Annotated in this window: 11 protein-coding genes and 1 tRNA gene; 2 read left to right on the top strand and 10 right to left on the bottom strand. The window is 59.1% G+C overall.

Features of this window, described 5'->3' with window-relative positions; translation table 11 throughout:
* The first annotated feature begins 6 nt into the window (after positions 1-6).
* A complete protein-coding gene (locus JQ575_RS27740) occupies positions 7-1458 on the top strand; it encodes an HD domain-containing protein (RefSeq protein WP_212036384.1) in 1452 nt (483 codons plus the stop codon).
* 242 nt (positions 1459-1700) lie between these two features.
* On the opposite strand, the gene JQ575_RS27735 is transcribed toward JQ575_RS27740, so the two are convergent.
* The 8 genes from JQ575_RS27735 to JQ575_RS27700 form a co-directional block, all read right to left on the bottom strand.
* The gene (locus JQ575_RS27735) at positions 1701-2474 is read right to left on the bottom strand and encodes a hypothetical protein (RefSeq protein WP_212036382.1); all 774 of its coding nucleotides are present in this window, start codon (positions 2472-2474) and stop codon (positions 1701-1703) included.
* Between the two features lie 63 nt (positions 2475-2537).
* Entirely contained in the window at positions 2538-2819 is a 282-nt protein-coding gene (locus tag JQ575_RS27730) for a hypothetical protein (RefSeq protein WP_212036380.1), read from the bottom strand.
* Between the two features lie 133 nt (positions 2820-2952).
* Positions 2953-5646: a type I restriction endonuclease subunit R gene (locus JQ575_RS27725; protein ID WP_212036378.1), complete on the bottom strand. Its 2694-nt coding sequence runs from the start codon at positions 5644-5646 to the stop codon at positions 2953-2955.
* Positions 5643-6911: a restriction endonuclease subunit S gene (locus JQ575_RS46175; RefSeq protein ID WP_312016038.1), complete on the bottom strand. Its 1269-nt coding sequence runs from the start codon at positions 6909-6911 to the stop codon at positions 5643-5645. The genes JQ575_RS27725 and JQ575_RS46175 overlap by 4 nt, the downstream gene beginning before the upstream one ends.
* A 39-nt stretch (positions 6912-6950) precedes the next feature.
* Positions 6951-8786: a class I SAM-dependent DNA methyltransferase gene (locus JQ575_RS27715; RefSeq protein WP_212036374.1), complete on the bottom strand. Its 1836-nt coding sequence runs from the start codon at positions 8784-8786 to the stop codon at positions 6951-6953.
* Between the two features lie 112 nt (positions 8787-8898).
* Positions 8899-9834: a site-specific integrase gene (locus tag JQ575_RS27710; protein WP_212036372.1), complete on the bottom strand. Its 936-nt coding sequence runs from the start codon at positions 9832-9834 to the stop codon at positions 8899-8901.
* A 4-nt stretch (positions 9835-9838) separates the two neighbouring features.
* Positions 9839-10750 carry a hypothetical protein gene (locus JQ575_RS27705; RefSeq protein WP_212036370.1) on the bottom strand — a complete coding sequence of 304 codons (912 nt, stop codon included), beginning with the start codon at positions 10748-10750 and terminating at the stop codon, positions 9839-9841.
* Between the two features lie 94 nt (positions 10751-10844).
* Positions 10845-10913, bottom strand: a tRNA-OTHER gene (locus JQ575_RS27700).
* Between the two features lie 260 nt (positions 10914-11173).
* On the opposite strand from JQ575_RS27700, the gene JQ575_RS27695 reads away from it, so the two are divergent.
* On the top strand, positions 11174-11638 hold the full coding sequence (locus JQ575_RS27695) for a GNAT family N-acetyltransferase (protein WP_212036368.1): 465 nt from the start codon (positions 11174-11176) through the stop codon (positions 11636-11638).
* Between the two features lie 28 nt (positions 11639-11666).
* Here JQ575_RS27695 and JQ575_RS27690 read toward each other — a convergent pair whose 3' ends face one another.
* Positions 11667-13313 (bottom strand): sensor domain-containing diguanylate cyclase, encoded by a 1647-nt coding sequence (locus tag JQ575_RS27690; RefSeq protein WP_212036366.1) that lies wholly within the window; start codon positions 13311-13313, stop codon positions 11667-11669.
* 277 nt (positions 13314-13590) lie between these two features.
* Complete coding sequence (gene aspA, locus JQ575_RS27685) at positions 13591-15048, bottom strand: aspartate ammonia-lyase (RefSeq protein WP_212036364.1); 1458 nt, start codon at positions 15046-15048, stop codon at positions 13591-13593.
* Positions 15049-15560: the final 512 nt, after the last annotated feature.

Genomic DNA, 15560 nt, shown 5'->3' with positions numbered 1-15560 from the left:
ATAGGGATGGACGGTTTCCATTTCAGACGTCTCACTGATCCGGTCCACGGCACCTTTGGTATCAGTGAGCTGGAGTCGGATGTTCTATCCACTCCCGTATTCCAGCGGCTTCACAACGTGAAGCAATTGGGTCTGGCCCACTTAGTCTATCCAGGGGCTGGCTACTCGCGCTTCTCGCATTCCGTAGGTGCCTGCCATGTCGCAGGTAGGATGATGCGTGCCATCAATCAGAACTGCAAGCGCGAATGGGATGATCATGCTGTCCAACTCTACCGTCTTGCAGCTCTCTTACATGATGTCGGTCACTATCCATTCTCTCACGCCACTGAGCACGTACTGCAAAACCACTACAAAGCAGAGACCTATCTAACAGATGCTGCCGACGACGAGTTGATCGGACCAAACCCCGACATACCCGAAGATCCCGCCGCATATGATCACGAAACGCTGGGGCGAAAGATCATCGAGATAGACGATGATATCGGCTCCGTTCTGAAAAAACATGGATTCACGAGGGAAGAAATTCGGTCGGTGTTCAGTCGTGAACAGCCGGACATGCTCTCCAATCTTGTGAGTTCGGATTTGGACTGTGATCGTCTCGATTATCTGATGAGAACAGCGCATGGGGCAGGTATCCCGTACGGCGGGGTCGATGTGGAGTACCTCACTACACAGACGTGCGTGGATTCTGAAGGCAACCTGTGCCTCACAAGTAAGGCGCTCAGGGCCGCTGATCATTTCCTTGTTTCGCGATACTACGACTACACCCAGGTCGCTTATCACAAAACCGTCGTCGGCTTGGAAGAGGTACTGAAAGACGTCATTGCCGGGCTGGTCCGACGAGGGCTCGATTGCTCTGGGCGCGCCATGAAGCAAATGATCGTTGACGGCTCATTTGCTGCTTTCGACGATCAGGCGCTGATTTCCCGAATGCGAGCGGCACTGCAAGCTGCCGGCCCAGACGACGACATCTTTCGCCGCAAACTAAACTCGGTTTTGAAGCGGGAAGCGCCGAAGTTGATCGCTGCTTCCGAACGAATAGCACCGCGAACACAAGACAACGACTATCTCAACAATGTAGACCAGTTGAGAAAGGGCATTCCCGCCTGGGCCGGAGAGTTCGGTATACCGCCTGATCTATGGCACTTGTGGAAGGCAAAGCTGAATCTGAGCAAGATCGGGTCGACAATTTCCGTAGGGGATGCCGATGGAGATGGCTTTGAGGAGGAACGTCAGCAGGTGGTCCGTATCCTGACAACTCATCACCATGACGAGTGCAGCAAAAGTAAACCATTGATTGATCATGACTTCGCGCTAATGAAACAGTTGGCTAATGTGCGACTGTACTCGATGCGGCTCTATGTTCATTTGCCGGAGGATTGCAAAAATCCTGCAGAACTCAGAGAAGCGATTGGCAAAAAGATAAGGTCGGATCTGCCGCACTTCCCGTTTTCATGAATGGAAGGCGCGGGGCGACCATCAGGTCGAGGGGCCATGGGGGAAGTCGCCCGCCATTCCCTTCGAGCCACCCCTTTAGAGATTTTTGCCAACTATCGCGAACCTGGATGCATGCACCGCATCGCAAGCTGACGATAATCCCATTCGGGCGACGGTCGCCCGTTCTCGGATCAGCAATAGCGCGTTGATGGTCTCAGCCGTTGCTTCGAGCGTGATCGACAAACGCCTCACACAAGCAGGAGCTAATGAGATGATCCTGCAGCATCAGCCGTGCTGCTCAGGTCAGTTGTAAGATCGAGAATCAACTGCCGAATCACTGTCGCCACACCGATTTGCGCCAAACACCACGCCATAGAATGCATCAACGATGAAGCGTGCTGGACGGGCCCACCGCTCGTTGGCACCGGAATAATCTCTCCAAGCGCAGTAAACGCATAAGTGATGCTCGTTTGCGACGGATGAGTCCACTCCGACAGTGGGCCATAGAAGCCAACCGCGAGGTCCGTCGACAATGACGGCACATTCCGCCGTAAGAGGCGGTCTAACGCGGCAACCATTTGCGTCGGTTGCGGAACCTTTGGACGCTTGGTTCCATACTTCTCCCGAGCGGCAGGGGTCAGAAAAATATCGTCTGGCGCGACAGGATTCTTGAACTCTCTATTCTTCCAAAAACTGTGATTCAGAAACGTGACTGCCAGCTCACGCACTCGGCCTTCCTCGGAATCAACCGCAACCTGAAGCTCCTCCAAAAACAACGCCAGCATGCCGACATTCTCAAGAAAGGCGCGGACTACAATAGGTGCAACAAAGAGCTTTCTTGAATCGACGAGAGATCGAGCCTCGTCGTAGAGCATTACCGACCGATTGAAGGCCGCATTAGTCCAAGTAAGCACCGCATGGCTCGCGGTTGATGTCTGGTATGATACCGGCCCAGGCCCGCCAAGATCGCGGCGCACGCTATCCCCCGTTTCAAGCCATCGCGCAGCCTCAGCCAGGAGGTCGGAGTCGTTAGTCATGGGGGGCACGGGGGAAACCTTTGTGACTCAACAATCGACGGGCGGTTCACATTTTTACGCCAACTATCCGCGGTCCAATTCCTTCCCGCCTGCCTTGCCCCTCAAGGCTTCGTAGAGCTGGGCGGGTCCGAGCAACACCTCCTTCAACCCTTCACGAACTCTCTCGGAATCGATGGCCTGCTTGCTCATGGTGGTGTGAGCCGTCAGCGCGTCTATGACGGCGTTCATGATCTCTTTGGAGAGCGTGGGAGAGTTAGCGAATTGCGCTTTCGTGTTGTTGCTGGCCTGAAGAACCAGCTCTTGCGACTCCAGCAGCTTCCCCTTGATCACGTTGTTTACATACACGAGTTGATCGTCCTCGGTCAGATCTCCCTCGAAAAGGTCGTTGACCTTGGCGATGATCTCTTCCAGCCGGGCCTTCTCCTTCTCGTGCAGCGAGCCCGAACCTGCCTCCGAGAGTGGCGGTAGCTTGGGCGCTTCACCATCTCCCCTGATCCTTCAGGCTGTGATGCGTGAGCTTGACCTTCGAGAGGTCAATGCCTTCGCGCTCCCGGCCGAACTCCAGCAGCGGAATGAGGCGCCGGTAGAACATGAACCGTTTCTCAATGGCGGTGTTGCCGTAATCGAAGATCTGCGACAGGAAGCTGTACATGCGCTGGAACGCGCCCATGTCGACCTTGAAAAGGATCAGCGCATTGATTTCTCCGTTGGCTTCTTCGGCCGCCTTGTCGTCGCTCTTCGCTCGTGCTGCCAGTAGCTTCTCCTGCGCCTGCTTGAACCGCTTCAATAGTCGGCTCGCGACCGGCTCCAGCGCCGCGATTAGGTCACCCTGCTTGGCCTTGGGGTCCAAGTCCACGGCGACGACGCGGTCCACTTCAAACTCATCGTAATGACCCGAGGCGTCGAGCTTCGCCCGCAGGTCGTAGACGAGATTCGGGTCGGTGACACCCTCCAGCTCCGCTGTGTCGTAGTAGGTCTTGAACGCGGCCAGCACTTCCTCGGAACTATTAATGAAGTCCAGCACGTAGGTGGTGTCCTTGCCGGGGTGGGACCGGTTGAGGCGCGACAGTGTCTGTATAGCTTGAATACCCGCGAGACGCCGGTCCACATACATGCCGCAGAGCAGGGGCTGATCGAAGCCGGTCTGAAACTTATTCGCCACCAGCAGGATTTGAAACTCTTCGCCCTTGAAAGCGTCGCGGATGTCCCGCCCGTTTAGGCCGGAATTGAGTACCTTGCTGGTTTCCGTAAAAGCATCAGGCCCGGACTCGCTGTCATTGACCTCGCCAGAAAAGGCGACAAGCGTCCCGATCTTGTAGCCGCGAGACTTGATATATTTCTCCATGGCAAGCTGCCAGCGTACCGCCTCGACACGGCTACCCAACACCACCATGGCTTTGGCGCGCCCCTCCAGCAGAGCCGCGACGTTCTCACGGAAGTGCTCGACGACGATTTGGACTTTCTGGCTGATGTTGTATGGGTGCAACCGCACCCAGCGCATGATGCCCTTCAGCGCGGCATCCCGCTCCACCTGCTTGTCATCCCATTCCTTGCCATTGTTCGCGAGCCGGAAGGCCAGCCTGTAGGGCGTGTAGTTCTTCAGCACGTCGAGGATGAAGCCCTCCTCGATGGCCTGCCGCATGGAATAGACGTGAAACGGCGCGGGCAGATTGTTCTCGCTAACCGGCTGATCGGGCTTCGGTAGCCGCCCGAACAATTGAAGCGTCTTGGCCTTCGGGGTGGCGGTGAAGGCGACGTAGGTGATGCCGGTGTCGCTGGCGCGGGCTGCCATCTGCGCTGCCAGCATGTCCTCGGTGCTGACCTCCCCACCATCCTCCAGCTCGGCAAGCTCCTCGGGTGACAGCACCTGCTTGAGCTTGGCGGCGGCCTCGCCGGTCTGCGAGGAATGGGCCTCGTCGGCGATCACCGCAAAACGCTTGCCCTCGGTGGCCGCCAGCTTGCGGACCTCCGCCAGCGCGAACGGGAATGTCTGGATGGTGCAGACGATGATCTTCTTGCCCGCCGCCAGCGCCTCTGCGAGCTGCCCGCTCTTGCTGGCTCCCTCGGACTTGATGGTGGCAACAACGCCTGTGGTACGCTGGAAGTCGAACAGCGCGTCCTGAAGCTGGGCGTCGATTACATTGCGGTCGGAAATGACGATGACGGTGGAGAACAGCTTCTCGTTTTTGGCATCGTGCAAATCAGCGAGGAAATGCGCGGACCAAGCAATTGAGTTGGTTTTGCCCGAACCTGCCGAGTGCTGGATCAGGAACTTGCCCCCTGCGCCTTCTTCTAGAACCCTAGCTTGCAGCTTCCGGGTCGCGTCGAGTTGGTGATAACGCGGGAAGGTGATGGCGGTGATTTTTTTCTTGTCGTCGCGTCGGGTAACGAGATAGCGGCCTATGATTTCCAGCCAGCTGTCTCGCTGCCAAACCTCCTCCCAGAGGTAACTCGTCCGGTGACCGGTGGGGTTGAGCGGGTTGCCCTTCGCGCCCTGATCTCCTCTGTTGAACGGCAGAAAAATGGTATCTGCACCCGTCAGCAGCGTCGCCATGTGGACTTCGCTGTTGCTCACCGCAAAATGCACCAATGCCCCGCTGGGGAAGTTCAGCAGCGGCTCGACGCCCTGCCCCTTGGGACGCGGGTTGCGGTCGAAGCGATACTGGTCGATGGCGTCGGCGATGCTCTGGGTGAAGTCGGTCTTGAGTTCGCAGGTCGCCATCGGCAAACCGTTGAGGAACAGCACGAAATCGATGCAGTTTTCGTTCACCGACGAGTAACGCACCTGCCGCACCACCCGCAACCGGTTGGCCGCGTATCGCGCCAAGATGTCAGAGTCCATTGCGAGAGCGGGCCTGAATTGGGCCAGCGCAATCGGCTGTCGCAGCCCGATCAGTTCGACGCCATGGCGCAGCACATCGAGGGTACCGCGATCATCAAGCTGCTTGCGGATACGGTCCAGCAGGACAGGCTCGGCGGATGCGCCGTGGCTCTTGGTCAGTGTCTGCCATGCAGTGGACTGCGTCGTCTGCACCCACGCCACCAGATCGGAGGGGAACAGGGCGCGAGCGCGGTCGTACGACCCTGCATCGCCTTCCGCATAGAGCCAGCCGTGCGCGGCGAGACGCCCGCAAATCTCGTCCTCGAAGCTGATCTCCTTGTGCAGGCTCATGCAGCGACCACATCGGGAATAGATGCAGCAGCTTCAGTCTGTCCGCGCACGTCGATCTTGCCGGTGACAGCAGCAGAAATCAGGGCCCTCCGGCGCTGTAGAAGTAGATCGACCGCCTTCTCAGCTTGCCCACAAAGGTCGTCCGTATTCTTGACGAAGGATCGCAGATTGGTCGCGATCTCTCTCTGCTCTATCAGTGGTGGGAACGGTATCTTCAATTCTTTGAACCGATCTGGTTCGAGACGCCATTGATCAGGGCGGATGCCGTTTGATATCGAGCGATACTTATCCGGAAGAAGTCTGCAACGAAGAAGCCAATTGAGATATTCTGGGTCCCCGTTATGCGTCGGTTGAAACACGGCGTAGTCGGGACTGGTTATTCCTTCATGCGTCGAAATCCCAAGTGACCCTTGCCAGGCCTTCATCTTGTTCACGACCAAATCGCCCGGGTAAACTGTCTGATACGAAGTTAGATCGTCGGGAGTTTTATTGATGTTGTCGTTACGAGAGGCCTTCGTAATTACACCGTAGTCCCGGTAAACGGATAAGACCTCTAGCGCGTCACCATTCTGGCGCTTCACAAAGCGGAACAGGGCCCGAAGCGGAATAATGTCCCAATGATCGGGGACATCGCCAAGCCACTCGATCCCAGAGCGCTTCATCGGAACGTTGGCGCCGAGCCCCTTCGTGACTGCGCGGGAGACGGCGGCTTGCCGCTTCTCCTCTAGCAGCTCGATCAACCGCTGCTGCTCCTTCACTAACGCATCGATCTTGGTGGTCTCGCGATCGAGAAAATCGACGATATGTTGCATCTCTTGTGGCGGAGGAATGGGGACACGGATGCTGCCAATCGTGTCCGTGTTTAGGTTCAGCTGCGTTCCCAATTTGCCGAGACCGGCGTAACACTGCCCCGCCTCAAACACGCGATAGAGGAAATGCGGATCGATATCCAATCGCGGGAAATACACAAACCCATCGTGGATACAAACCTTGATTGCCGTGATGCAGGGCTTGCCAACCGTTCCGGCTATGCTGACGAATAAGTTTCCCGGCTCCAGCTTTACGCTCAGGGAGCTACCCAGCAAAGAAAGGCGTTGTTCCGCATCCCACAGCACGCCTCTCGATGATGAAACATCGGATATTCGCACCCAAGCGTACTCACCCTCCTCATCGAAATATCTCGGATCATCGATTGGTCGCGGAGATGCACCACGCAAAACTGGCGATAGCCACTTGATGGCCTTCGAGGTCCAATGAGATGGGATGTTGCCTACTTTGCTTGTAGCTGTCGTATTGGGGAAAGCTCATGCCGCCAGCCCTTCAATCATAGCCTTGATGAGGCCCGTGACCTGCGCAAGGTCAGCATCGATCTCCGTCAGCGGTCGCGGCGGCTCGAACACATAAAAAACCCGGGTAAACGGGATTTCATATCCAGTCTTGGTCCTCTCCTCATCGATCCATGCGTCGGGCGCGTGGGGCAGCACCTCGCGCCGGAAGTAGCTATCGATGTTTTCTGAGATCGGCACGTTTTCGGTATCGCGCAACGAGGCGTCGGCTTGCGGTTTGCTCTTGGCCTTGCCTTTGCTTCCGAGAATAGCTTTGCCCCTCGCATCGCGCAGCGGCCGCTCCACCGTGATGGTGCGGTAGCCGAAGGCCTCGTTCGAGAGGATGCGGGACAGCGGAGCGAGCTTTACCTTGCCGCCCTCAGGAGCGACCGGTGGTTTACCGCCCTCCTGCAGCGGCTGCCTCGCGATCTCCTTGCCCTCGGCGTCGAAGACCGTGGCGAGCTGCGCCTCGGCGAAGGAGCCGAACAGCGTCGTTACATCTGCGATATGGGCCTCACTCATCTCCTTACGCTTTGAGCCCAGGCTCTTGCGCATCCTCTGCCAGAACGTGGAGGCATCGATCAGTTGCACCTTTCCCTTTCGCAGCGACGGTTTGCGATTTGAGACAATCCAGACGTAGGTCGAAATACCCGTATTGTAAAACATGTCGGTCGGCAGCCCGATGATGGCTTCGACCAGATCATTCTCCAGCAGATAGCGGCGGATTTCGCTCTCGCCTGACCCCGCGCCGCCGGTGAACAGCGGCGAGCCATTGAGCACAATGCCGAAGCGGCTACCGCCATCCTGCGCCGGGCGCATCTTGGAGAGGAGATGCAGAAGGAACAACAGCGAGCCATCCGAGACGCGGGGCAGGCCTGGCCCGAAGCGACCATTGAACCCTTGGCTCTCGTGCTCCTTGCGAACCTCCTTTTCTACCTTCTTCCACTCGACGCCGAACGGAGGGTTGGACAGCATGTAATCGAACTTCGCGTGAGCGTGACCGTCTTCCGACAAGGTGTTACCCGCAACGATGTTGGCGACATCCTGTCCTTTGATCAGCATGTCCGCCTTGCAGATCGCGTAGCTCTCGTCGTTCAGTTCCTGCCCGAACATCGTAAGCCGCGCCTGCGGGTTCAGCGCCGCGAGGTGTTCGCCCGCCACTGACAGCATTCCGCCCGTGCCCGCCGTAGGGTCATATATCGTTCGCACCACACCCGGCTTGGACAGAACGTCGTCATCCTCGACGAACAGCAGGTTCACCATCAGGCGGATGACTTCGCGCGGCGTGAAATGCTCACCGGCCGTTTCATTCGACAATTCCGCGAACTTGCGGATCAACTCCTCGAACGCCAGCCCCATCTCATGGTTGTCGACGGCCTCGGGATGCAGGTCGATGCCCGTGAACTTCTCCGTGACGAGATACAGCAGCCCGCTCTTTGCCAGCTTGTCGATTTGGGCTGAGAAGCTGAACCGCTCGAAGATGTCGCGCACCGCGGGCGAGAACCCCTGCACACAGGCATAGAGGTTCTGGCTGATGTGGTCCTGATCGCCCATCAGCTTGCGCAGGTCCATATCGGACGTGTTGTAGAAGCTCTGGCCCGAGGAACGGAGCAGGAATGGGTCGGGGTTCAGGCCGGCCTTCTTCTTGGCCGCATATTCGGCGAGCACCTTCGCCTTGGTCGGTTCGAGAACGCAATCCAGGCGCCGAAGCACCGTGAAGGGCAGGATGACCTTGCCATAGTCGGACTGCTTATAATCGCCCCGCAGCAGATCAGCCACGGACCAGATGAAGGAAGACAGATTTTGGTGGTTCACGATGGAGGGCCCCGTTCATCATTTAGACGGGGCAATCCTCTAGAGTCCGATGAAATCGGCAAATCAGCCCCCGCGAAGCGTAGTGTGACAAGAGCTGCGAGGATAGACAATCTTAAATTGCTACTCCGCGGCTTGGATTTTTGGTTGCATGGTGGAGATAGGACAGGTCAAGGCCACGGTAACGAACCCTTTGTATTGACCTGTTCAGAGTGTCCAATGAAAGCCCGACTCCATAGCCGCGCCCGGCGTTTCGCCCTCGCGAGGCGTGTGACGTGAGCTGATCGTGGTGATCCTCAGGCACATCCGAGTTCCGGCAAGCGTCCTTGAAGGTATGCCGAAATGAATGGAACACCTTTAATGGGTCCACGATGCCGCATTCGTTTCGCAAGTAGCGACTGAACCACTTCGACCACGCTCCCGACCGCTTCTTCGCCCGATTGGGCTCGAAAAAAGGGAACAGTGGGGCGTGGAGACCGCCCTCGGCTTCCCGCTTCAAACGCCACTCGATTAGCCCCAGGTGAACAAGTTCAGCGTGAACCGGCACCTCTCGCCGATTCTTTGCAGCCACCTTGAGGCGCTGATCGTTGCCCACGTCTGTGATATTGAAGAACCATACATTCTCGTTCGGCACTTGCTGCAAGTCGCGCACGTAGAGCTGCGCTATCTCTTCAAGCCGCGCCCCAGCATACAGCGAGATCAGAGGGAACCAGGCGGCCGCCTCACCTCTACCTCCTTTCGGCCGCTTCCCTTCTGCATATACGGGCGACCCGAAGATGATTTTGAGGTCTGCGACGTTGAAGGGAAGCCTGTCATCTTCCCCATCTTCAACCGTGATTGCGATCTTGTGAAATGGGTTGCGCCAGCCGCCGGGTCGTTCGGCGAAATCGTACTCGTTCGCGACCGCATTGGTGATCGCGGATAGCAGGCGTAGAGATTTGTTGACTGTTCTCGCAGAACGCTTCTCCAGCCCTTCGGGCAGTTGTTCAAGCAGGCGCGGCAGCGGCAGCTTCTGAAGGGCATGAGGCAGGTGCTTCGGCAGCTTGATCATGGCATCACGAAACGATCGAACCTGCGCCCGTTTGATCGAGGACACCCGCAGATTGCCGTGCAGCTCCGCAAACCGCCTCACAGCAACCTCGGCTTCGCCGGCCGTATTTGCGCTCGGGAGTTTGCCGCCACGAACTCCACCGCCATCCTTCCAAAGGGCGAACGCCTGTTTGAGCGTCGGGTCTTGCGCTCCGGCTGGCGCGGTTGGCTCGCGTCGGAATGATCTCGCCGTCCAGTCGCGCCCGAATGTCACTCCAGGCACGCAGCTCGGCCTTGAGAACTTCGATTTCGATCTTCCGTCGCTCTTCGGGGGTCGGTTCCGCGCCGCGCTTCGCAAGCTCCTCCGCAACCCGCTGTTTGACAGCAGCCGGGGGCCTCATCCGCACCGCGGCCTCCTGCATCTCCTTGTGGACCTTCTCGGCGCCGAACCGCAGCAGACCTAAATCATCCTCCGTGAGACCGGGCTCCTCGGGTTCGGGCGCGATCGGCTGATCCACTGACGGGATGCGAAGAACATCGGCTGCACGAGGAAGGCGAAGGCCAATCCCTTGTAACCGCAACTGTTCGTCATGGGCGAGGCGATCAGCATGAACGCGGGCTACGATGGCGGCAATGTCCTCGTCACCGATCGCGGCGACCGGGCCACGCGCCAAGAGCAGACGTGCTTCGTCAATCAGGCTGGTGGTTTCTGCGATCTTGGCTGCTACGGCGCGCTTTGCTCGCTGTTCGTCCTTCTTGGTGAGTTCAAGCGATTTCCAAATCTCAATCTTGAACGTGCGACGCGCACTGTTGACGAGCGTTTTCAGGTCATCTGGCCAAGCATTGGGGATAGGTTTACCAGCCAGATCATCAGGTAGTTTGAAGCGAAAGTAGGCCCAGCCCTTCCGCCATACGAGGTGAGTCATCCGCACTGCCATGAAGCGCCCTGCCGTAGCACGTTTGTGTAGCAACGGCAGTCAATAAGCGCCTGATATATCGTGTTTATCGATATTTCAATGGGTTGGAGATCTCTGGCGCTCCCTAGGGGAATCGAACCCCTGTTTCAGTCTTGAGAGGGCCCAGTACCTGGGAGAGTGGCCTTATTGTGTCATCGGGATTCCATATTGTTGGTAGCGTTGCTGGTATGGGCGCATACGTTTAAAACATAACCCATTTATTTCAATGAATTGCACTTGCAATGTGGAGCCGGCCAGGGCACCACGCTTCGCCTGCGGCTTCGCGTGGCGCAGCCACGCCGCCGCGGACGAAGCGTGCCCGGCATAGCCTCTTGCGAAGCGAAGCGATCCCCTCGTAGCGTCTGTCAGGACTGCCACCTCGGTCAGAATCACCAGGGCCACCCGATGGACATGCTCGTCAAACTCTATGCGCTGCCGGATTCCCGGCCTGCGTATGACCGATTGCTCAACGCCGGAATCGTCATGCGCCGTGCGTTGGCCCCCGAAAAGCACAAGGTCACAGGCTGGGTGCGGCAGAATTTCAGCGAGGCATGGGCCAGCGAAACCGATGTCGCGTTCAGCCGCCAGCCGGTCTCCTGCTTCATCGCGGTCCGGGACAAAAACATCATCGGCTTCGCCTGCCATGATGCGACCTGTCCCAACTTCTTCGGTCCGACCGGCGTCGATCCGAAGGCCCGGCAAGGCGGGGTCGGAAAGGCCCTGCTGTTCGCCTGCCTCGAGGACATGCGGCAACAGGGCTTTGGCTACGCCATCATCGGCGGCGTGGGGCCGGCGGAGTTTTATGCGAAGGCGGTCGGCGCGGTGGCCATCGAAGGTTCGGAGCCGGGGATTTATCGCGGGCTGCTGTAGCGCCGCATTGCCCGTGGGCGGCTGACCGCTAGATCCGGGCGACCGCGGAAGATCGCGCTTGATCGGCTATCTGGGCAGCACTGCTCCCTTCACCGGAATACGCGCCGGCATCGGGCACGATCGAGCCCGCCTCGGTTTCCGCCAATTCGGTGCGATTGCGGCCAAGGCGTTTGGCCTCATAGAGCGCCTTGTCGGCGGCGGCGATGAGATCGCGATGCTTGCTTTCCGCGCCGGGCACCAGCGACGCGACGCCGATGCTCAATTTCGCATGGCCGCGCTGAATCTCGTCCGCGCCGCAACGAACGATCAGATCCTCGCGAATCCGCGCCGCCAGCGCTGCCGCATCGCCGAGCGACGTGTCCGGCAGCAGAACGGCGAATTCGTCGCCGCCATAGCGCGCCCCCATATCCGAAGGGCGCTTCACATTCGCCGCGATCGACGCGGCGATGTCCTGCAGCAATCTGTCGCCGGCCTGATGGCCATGCGCGTCGTTGTAGACCTTGAAATGGTCGGCATCGATCATCAGCAGTGCGACCGGCGTCCGGCTGCGCATCGCGCGGCGCCATTCATAGGCCAGCGCGCGGTTGAAATGCCGGCGGTTGGCAAGACCGGTGAGCCCGTCGATCGTGGCCAGAATGGTGAGCTTCTTTTCCGCGGCGCTGCGGCGCGCGAATTCGCGATGCAGGAAGGCGGCCAGCATCACCGTCACCGCGCACAGCACGGCCATCAAGACGCCGATCGCGACCGCCTGCCGCCACCACGCCGCAAGGACATCGTCGAGCGATTGGCCGACCACGACGATCAACGGCAAATTGCCGACCTGGGTATAGACGAACAGCCGTTTGATGCCGTCGGATACCGCCCTCGATTCATAGTGGCCGCTGGGAGCCTTCGGGAAGTGCGTGAACAGTTCGGCGCGCTTGATGCTGTTGCCGATGAAATCCTGGCGGAACGGCCAGCGCATCAGCACGATGCCGTCGGTGCGCGCCAGTGTCACCGTGCCATTGGGGCCGAGCGAAGCATCCTTGAACATCGCCTGGAAATGGTCCTGCAGCATGGCCGTGAGCACGACGCCGGCAAAGGTGCCGTCGGGATGCGACAGCCGCCGGCTGAACGCCACCAGCGAGAGGCCCGTGACACGGGATGCGATCGGACGACTGATGTACAGGCCGGCAAATTCATTGTCTCTGTGAAACTGGAAATAATCCCGGTCGGACATGTTGTGTCCCGGCGGGATCAGATTCTTGGAATCGTGGGTGATCCGTCCGGTGTCATCGATGACGAACATCGATGTCGGATGACGCGCGGTGGCGGAATAGTCGAACAGCACCAGCTGGCGCATTTCCGGACTGAGACGATCGAGACCGGGCAGCTTCAAATTGCTCATCAACCCCTCGAGCGAGAGATTGAGCAGGTCCACGTTGCGGGCGATATCGGCCTTGAGCGAGTTGGCGAGGCTGGTGGCGACCTCGGTGGCACGCGCTTCGGTCGCCCGCCGCGCCTCCAGCAGCACCCAGCCGCACACCGCGGAGAAGCTCAGCGCCAGCAGAATGACCGAAATGGTCATCCGGTGATGCGACTGCGTCCATGCCCAGCCGGAAGCGTCACCCGTCTCGTCGGGTTCGCGCGACCAGAGCGACTTCCACGCCGGTTTGCCCGCTTCCGCTATTGCCACGGAATTCACCTTGCAAGACGTTGCCTTCGCCTTTTGTGCGCCGATGGAACGAGTTCGGCGTTAAAGGCCAAGTGAATTCGCCCCATGTGGTTCACAAATTATTCGCGGAACAGGTTGAAATGGCCTGATCGGGCGACTTTTCCGTGGAAGTACGGACGCTTTCCGCGCCGCACACAAGCAATGATGAACAGCACAACGCGTCGCCAGCGCGGATCACGCCTGCGAACGGTCCCAACGCCTCAAGCAATCATGATCGAATCGACATGGGCATACGCCATCAGTCGATCTGACTGGGTCCTGCGGTCCCTACCTCCGCCTTGCCCTGTACCAACGTCACCGTAATCGCGCGTGGCCGGGTCAACACTTCCGGCTGCAGGATCTGGTCGAGCTGTTCCGGCGTGAGAAGTTTCCTGGCCAGCACCAGATCGTAGACGCTTTCGCCCGTGACCAGCGCCTGCTGCGCGATCTCGGTGGCGTTGGCATAGCCGATATAGGGATTCAGCGCGGTGACGATGCCGATCGAGTTTTCGACGCCGCGGCGCAGGTGCGCAGCGTTGGCGGTGATGCCGTTGACGCATTTCTCGGCCAGCGTCAGGCAGCCGGCGCGCAGATGGTTGACGCTCTTGAACAGGCTGTGCGCGATGATCGGCTCGAACGCATTGAGCTGCAACTGACCGGCCTCGGCCGCAAAACTCACCGTAATGTCGTTGCCGATCACCTCGAAGGCGATCTGGTTGACGACCTCGGGTATCACCGGATTGACCTTGCCCGGCATGATGCTGGAGCCCGCCTGCATCGGCGGCAGGTTGATCTCGTTCAGCCCGACGCGCGGTCCTGACGACAGCAGCCGCAAATCGTTGCAGGTCTTCGACAGCTTGACGGCGACGCGCTTGAGCACGCCGGAAAGCTGCACGAAGCTGCCGCAGTCCTGCGTCGCCTCGACCAGGTTCGAGGCGGTCACCACCGGAATGCCAGTGACGGAGCGCAGATGCCGGCACACCAGACCGGCATAGTCCGGGTGCGAATTGATGCCGGTGCCGATCGCGGTCGCGCCCATATTGATTTCGCACACCAGCAGCACGGCTTCCCTGAGCCGCTGCTCGTCTTCCCCCAGCATGACGGCATAGGTGGAAAACTCCTGACCCAGCGTCATCGGCACGGCGTCCTGCAACTGGGTGCGGCCCATCTTGATGATGTCCCTGAACTCGTCGGATTTGCGCTCGAACGCCTCGCGCAGCACCGCCATCGCTTCGACCAGCCGCATGATGCCGCCGTAAGCCGCGAGCTTGAGCGCCGTCGGATAGACGTCGTTGGTGCTCTGGCTCATGTTGACGTGCTCGTTGGGGTGCAGGAATTTGTAATCGCCCTTGGACCGGCCGAGCAGCTCCAAAGCGCGGTTCGCGATCACCTCATTGGCATTCATGTTGGTGGAGGTGCCGGCGCCGCCCTGAATAACATCGACCACGAACTGGTCGTGCAATTCACCCGATCGCACTTCCTCCGCGGCGGCGACGATGGCGTCGGCCAGTTTGGCATCGAGCAGTCCCAGTTCGCGGTTGCTCTTCGCCGCGGCGATCTTGATCGAGGCCAGGGCCGCAATGAGATCCGGATAGATCGAGATCGGGGTGCCGCTGATCGGAAAATTCTCCACCGCCCGCAAGGTGTGGACGCCGTAATAGGCCTCCGCCGGAACGTCGCGGTCGCCCAGGAGATCATGTTCGCGTCGCTTCGTCATCGGGGGACCTTTCGGAGCGGTTTGTGTGGGCTTAATAAGAGCAGGAGATGGAGGATTTTCCTAGTGTCGGCTTCCACACCAGGCGGCCGTCATACCCCGCGCATGCGAGATATCCAGTACGCCGCGGTCTACCTCCGTCATTGCGAGCGAAGCGAAGCAATCCATACCTCAACGCGGGGATAGATGGATTGCTTCGCTGCGCTCGCAATGACGAGTAGATGCAGTTTCGCATTCTCGCGGCCTGATACGCCCGAGCTATGCCAGAAATTCCTGCCCCCAAAATAAGAGGGCGCAAGGAAGACCGGGTGCGCGCTGCACCCGCGGTCTCGTGTGCGGTTTGCACAAAACAAGTTGCACACGAGCATACAGGGCAGCGGAGAACACCCGGCCTTCCCTGCGCAATGGCTTTACGGCTTATGCCGTGATCTCCCCGGAGACGAGTTCTTGGTTGACTCCGTCACCGCCGGTTCAGCTCACGCTTAGCCGACGGCTTGACGCCAGCAACGGGCGCC

This window comes from Bradyrhizobium sp. JYMT SZCCT0428, assembly GCF_018131075.1.
Taxonomy (GTDB): Bacteria; Pseudomonadota; Alphaproteobacteria; order Rhizobiales; family Xanthobacteraceae; genus Bradyrhizobium.
The sequence above is the reverse complement of the archived record's forward strand: the minus strand, read 5'-3'. Positions and strand labels throughout refer to the sequence as shown.

Coding starts and splice junctions, on each gene's coding strand:
- JQ575_RS27740 (WP_212036384.1), top strand. CDS start 7: ATGGACGGTTTCCATTTCAGACGTCTCACTGATCCGGTCCACGGCACC.
- JQ575_RS27735 (WP_212036382.1), bottom strand. CDS start 2,474: ATGACTAACGACTCCGACCTCCTGGCTGAGGCTGCGCGATGGCTTGAA.
- JQ575_RS27725 (WP_212036378.1), bottom strand. CDS start 5,646: ATGAGCCTGCACAAGGAGATCAGCTTCGAGGACGAGATTTGCGGGCGT.
- JQ575_RS27710 (WP_212036372.1), bottom strand. CDS start 9,834: ATGATCAAGCTGCCGAAGCACCTGCCTCATGCCCTTCAGAAGCTGCCG.
- JQ575_RS27705 (WP_212036370.1), bottom strand. CDS start 10,750: ATGGCAGTGCGGATGACTCACCTCGTATGGCGGAAGGGCTGGGCCTAC.
- JQ575_RS27695 (WP_212036368.1), top strand. CDS start 11,174: ATGGACATGCTCGTCAAACTCTATGCGCTGCCGGATTCCCGGCCTGCG.
- aspA (WP_212036364.1), bottom strand. CDS start 15,048: ATGACGAAGCGACGCGAACATGATCTCCTGGGCGACCGCGACGTTCCG.